The 4,446-nt window shown below is 52.4% G+C and carries 5 protein-coding genes; 2 read left to right on the forward strand and 3 right to left on the reverse strand.

The features are described 5' to 3' along the window. Window positions 1-284 precede the first annotated feature (284 nt). Together QP990_RS11940 and QP990_RS11945 are read left to right on the forward strand one after the other, a co-directional pair. Window positions 285-1,376: an ATP-binding protein gene (locus QP990_RS11940; RefSeq protein WP_284799388.1), complete on the forward strand. Its 1,092-nt coding sequence runs from the start codon at window positions 285-287 to the stop codon at window positions 1,374-1,376. Between the two features lie 69 nt (window positions 1,377-1,445). Next, entirely contained in the window at window positions 1,446-1,973 is a 528-nt protein-coding gene (locus QP990_RS11945; protein WP_284799390.1) for a CAP domain-containing protein, read from the forward strand. Between the two features lie 246 nt (window positions 1,974-2,219). Here the strand turns inward: QP990_RS11945 and QP990_RS11950 are convergent, their stop codons facing one another. The 3 genes from QP990_RS11950 to QP990_RS11960 all read right to left on the reverse strand — a co-directional run bounded on the left by QP990_RS11950 (window position 2,220) and on the right by QP990_RS11960 (window position 4,226). After that, window positions 2,220-2,378, reverse strand: coding sequence for a hypothetical protein (locus tag QP990_RS11950; RefSeq protein WP_239208943.1), 159 nt, complete (start codon window positions 2,376-2,378; stop codon window positions 2,220-2,222). Window positions 2,379-2,473: 95 nt separating this feature from the next. Next, entirely contained in the window at window positions 2,474-3,343 is an 870-nt protein-coding gene (locus QP990_RS11955; RefSeq protein WP_023021065.1) for an SGNH/GDSL hydrolase family protein, read from the reverse strand. Between the two features lie 76 nt (window positions 3,344-3,419). Next, window positions 3,420-4,226 carry a GDSL-type esterase/lipase family protein gene (locus tag QP990_RS11960; RefSeq protein WP_023021066.1) on the reverse strand — a complete coding sequence of 269 codons (807 nt, stop codon included), beginning with the start codon at window positions 4,224-4,226 and terminating at the stop codon, window positions 3,420-3,422. Window positions 4,227-4,446: the final 220 nt, after the last annotated feature.

The raw sequence follows: 4,446 nt of genomic DNA on the forward strand, positions 1-4,446 counted from the left end.
AACTCGACGGAATACTTTCTAGGCATAGTTCAATCCTTCCTTAGCTGAGGTAGGAACTAAACCCAGGACGCTTCACTCAGCCAAAAAATACAGCACAGCAATACCTTCCAAAATCGACAAAAAACGAAACTTCACTACCCCGAAACCAATCAAACCACAGTCAATACAGTCTCAGGGAAGTGAACACCAGCAAGCCTAACCGACGAACCCATCATCCGCTCAACACCATGCCAAACTAGTAGGCTAAAGCTCAACCCTAAATAACACCGAAAGGCAACCCTGAAATGAGCACAAAAACCCCGACAAACCCACTCAACACACCACACCTAGACGCACTCAGAGACCAAGTCAGCAATATTGCACTTGCCCTACTAAGCACTATTGCAATAGCAACCCTACTCGTAATAGCCGCACGGCAAATCTACTTTTTCACCCGATACCGAGACCCAGCCGTACGTCGCCTAGCCAAACGCAAAGCAGCAGTCGAATACAAAGCAAACGTAAAAATAACAGAAATCAGCCCCAAAGGCTGGATTAAAATAGCACCAAAAGACAAAGAATGGTGGGAACTGCTAGCCAAAACCCGACAACTTGACGATATCCTCAAAATCCCAACCAGAATCAAAATCTCAAATCAACTAGTACAAATAGCAACGCTAATTCCAAACTCTACATCAATACCCGGAAAAATGACCTACGACCCCAATACCGACCTACTCACACTAGGTCGCAACACCCAAACAAAAAAGAAAGCCCACCTGCAACTCGAAACAACCTCCAACATAGTAGTCGCCGGCCAGCCCGGAACCGGGAAAACAACACTCCTAAAAGGAATCATGGACGCAGTACGGCCAAACGCTCACGTACTCTACTTCAACGGATCAGCCGGCGACACAACAGAAATCGCCAAAAGCCTACAACAACTAGAAGAACTAAAACAACAACGTCTACAAGACGGCATCGACTACTGGCGAGAGAAAAACGACAACCAGCACCTAGCAATCTTTATCTTCGACGAAATCCAGGAATACTTCCAAACAAAAGACAAAAAGAATACGCCAGCACCCCAGACAGAAATAAAAATCGCAAAAGCTACAAAGGCGATGCAAAACTGCCACCAAGTGGGAATCATCGTCATCATCGTCACCGCGAACCCCACACCAACCACACTGCCAACCCCCATACGAGACCAAACCAACACCCAAATATGCGCCAACGTATCAACCACAAACCAAGCCGCACACGTACTTGGCCGAAAACCAACACCCCTCGACCCCAAACCCACAAACCTACCGCCAGGAAGAGTAACGATCAGCGATAACAAAGGCAACTGGGAGCAAGTCGACATCTACAGCCCAAGATTCTTCCAAAAATAAAAACCCACGAAGCACTGTAGACTTAAAACCGGTATCACTCCCACCCCGAAATTCAAGGAGGAATTACCAATGTCGGATGAAATCATGCCCGAACCAGTAGAAAAAATCGCAGCACCAGCTGCCGCAGCCGCAGCACTAGTCGGCGGCGAACTCGCAATACCAACCCCACCAGCGCAAGCCCAAGGACCAGGAGGGCCAAACCCAGCAACGGTCAACGAACTAAAACCAGAAGGAGTCCGCGCACACTCAATCGTCCTCAAAATCAACGAAGTCAGAGCACAAAACGGACTCAACCCCGTAACTGAAAACCCAGCCCTCAACGGCATAGCCCAAAACTGGGCAGACCACGTCTGTCAAACCGACAACCTCCACCACCGCCCAGAACACTGGAAGACTTACCCAGCCGATGTACCACCCGGAGGAGAAAACATCCTCCAAGCATGGAACGACTACTCAGACGCACAACTCGTTAAGCTCTGGGTTAATTCACCCTCACACCGAGAAATTCTTCTAGACCCCGAAGCCAAAACCGTCGGCACAGGAATAGCCGTCAACCCACAAGGCAAGCTCTTTGCGGTTCAAAACTTCGGACGCTAAATAGACCACTAATGGCCTCAAAGGAGAACTTCCTTTGAGGCCATTACTGTGTCGCCAAGCGTTCTGCAATAGAAACCAGCGCATTAACCAAGAGATGCGCCCAACTAACCTCGAGACCCGTACACGCCCTAAACGCCTTGGTCGCCCGTGGGTTGGGGAGTTGTGGGGGCGGGGGTTGCCCCTGGGTGGGGGTATGAGTAAGCCCCCGAGGTGTGGTGGTCTCGGGGGCTGTTGTGCGCTTTTGTTTTAGAAGCCGGTGATGTTGCGGTTGAACTCGTTGAGTGCGTCTGGGATGAGGTATGGCAGGTTGCGTACGAAGAGGCTTGCCTGTTCGAGGATGTCCCAGCCGTTGGATACGGCGGTGTGTGCTGCTTCTTGTGCGTTGGATACGATGTCTGCGATCATTTTAGTTTCCTTTCTGGTTCGGGAGGTGGTTGCGCGCTTTTGGCGCGCGTTTTTCATCGTACATGAGTTGGTGGGGTGCGTGCCAAGTTGTGGTTTTAGTGGGTGTTTTGGGCTATTTTTTGGGCCATGTGTTTTTGGCCTAGTGGGGTGGGGTGTGCGATGAGATTGTGTTCAGGCATGCCGTAGTAGTTGGTGTTTCGTTGTTGTGGGGGTTTGCACCATCCTTCGGGGTCGTTTGGTGGGGTGATGTAGGTGGTGTGTGTTTCTTGTGCTGCTTGCTGGATGGTGTTGTTGACTTCGGTGAGGAAGCTGTTGATGTATTTGCGGTCGTTGAGGGAGAGGTAGCCGCTTTCGGGGCAGCGGTGTTCTGGGGTGGCTGCTGTGTAGTAGCCGGTGAAGAGGATTTGGGCTTGGGGGGCTCGTTTTTTGGTGTCGTTTGCGATGTCGATGAGGCGTTGTTTTAGGTTTCGGCCGGTGGTGTCGGGGTTGTGGATGCTGGCGTCTGTTATGGGTTTGGCGGTGGGGGAGCAGTCGGGGAGTCCGGGGATTTGGATGTGGGGTGCGCAGGCGGTGAACAGTGCTGCTAGTCCGGCGTCGTTTCCTCCGAGTGTGATGGTGACGAGTTTGGTGTCGGGTGTCAGGTGTTGTTTTTGTGGGGTTGGGGCGGTGAGGGGGAGTGCGTGGTGTTGGGGGTTGTCGTATTGGTAGGTGAATGCCCAGGCGCAGGAGGCGTCGTCGAGTTGTAGGTTGAGTTGTTTGGCTAGTTGGTGTGGGTAGTTGTCTTGGTCTTTGACGCAGGCTGGTGTGCTGCCAGGGACAGGTTGTGTGATTGTGCCGGTTGAGGCGTAGGAGTCTCCGAGTGCTACGTATTTGTCTCCTGGTTGGAGGGCTTGTGCTGTGGGGGTTAGGAGTGTGGTTGTGATTGTTGCGGTGGCGAGTGCGGCGCTTATTTTTGTTGGTTTCACGGGGGTTGTTCCTTTTTGCTGATGGGAAATTCCCGTGTGGTGGGTGTGGTGCACGGGAATTTGGGTGGGGTGGGGTCTATTTTGCGATATTTTTTCCGATGTATTGGCCGTAGGCGTGGGTGCCGTTGGCGTTGAGGTGGAGGGGTAGGTTTCCTGGTGCTGGTGGCAAGAGATCGATTAGGTTGACCCACCAGCGGTCTCGGGAGCAGTTGTCGTGTCCGGTGGACATCGGCTGTGCGTCTAGGAAGGTTGCGTCGTTTTGGTCTGAAACTTCGCGCAGGGTGTTTTGGACTCGTTTTTCATTTTCTGCAACGGCTGCGGCGGGTAGTGGAATGGTTGCTGATGTGAGGCAGGTGTTGGCGCCGTCGGATATGTGTGGGTAGCCGACGACGGTGATTTTGGCGTTGGGGGCGTTTTTGTGTGCTACTTGCAGTGCGCTGCGTAGGCCGTTTCGGATTGCGTGGTCTGATGCTTGGATGTCTTGTTTGTATGGGTAGGTGTCGTTGGCGCCGGCGACGATGACGACGTTTTTGGTTTGTGGGTTAAGGTCGCCGTGTTGTGCGGCTGTGCGAAGTGAATCGTCAATGTGGTGGCCGCCGGTTGCGAAGGAGGCGCCGGCGCATTGGTATTGGTCTACGTGGGCGCCGCCGGATGCATTTGCGATTTCGTCGGCGATGGAGCCGTCGGTGACGCAGCCTACTCCGGTGTTGGTTTTGGCGTTTGCCTTGTTTTTCCAGTAGTCGGAGAATGTTGGGTTGGCTACTACGCTGTCGCCGACTAGTACGGTGTTGCCTGGTGTGGCTGCGAGTGCGGTGGTGTTTCCTGCGGCCAGGGCGGTGGTGGTGGCTAGTATTGCTGCTGTGTATTTAGTGGGGGATTTCATCTTTAGTTTCCTTTTAGTTTGCTGTTTGCTTGAGTTTCCTTTGTCTAGGATATCGGTTTTTCAGTGGAATGCCAGAATTTTGGTTTTGAGTGAAATGTTTTGAGTGTTGCTGGTGTGGTGATTGTGGTTAGTTGGCTAGTCCGGGGTGGGGTTGTTGTGGGAGGTGGAGGAGTTTTTTCTTTTTGTGTTTGCCGGTGCGGGTTTCTTGGGTGGTTTTGTT

The organism is Corynebacterium sp. MSK071, from assembly GCF_030232125.1.
Lineage (GTDB): Bacteria > Actinomycetota > Actinomycetes > Mycobacteriales > Mycobacteriaceae > Corynebacterium > Corynebacterium kefirresidentii.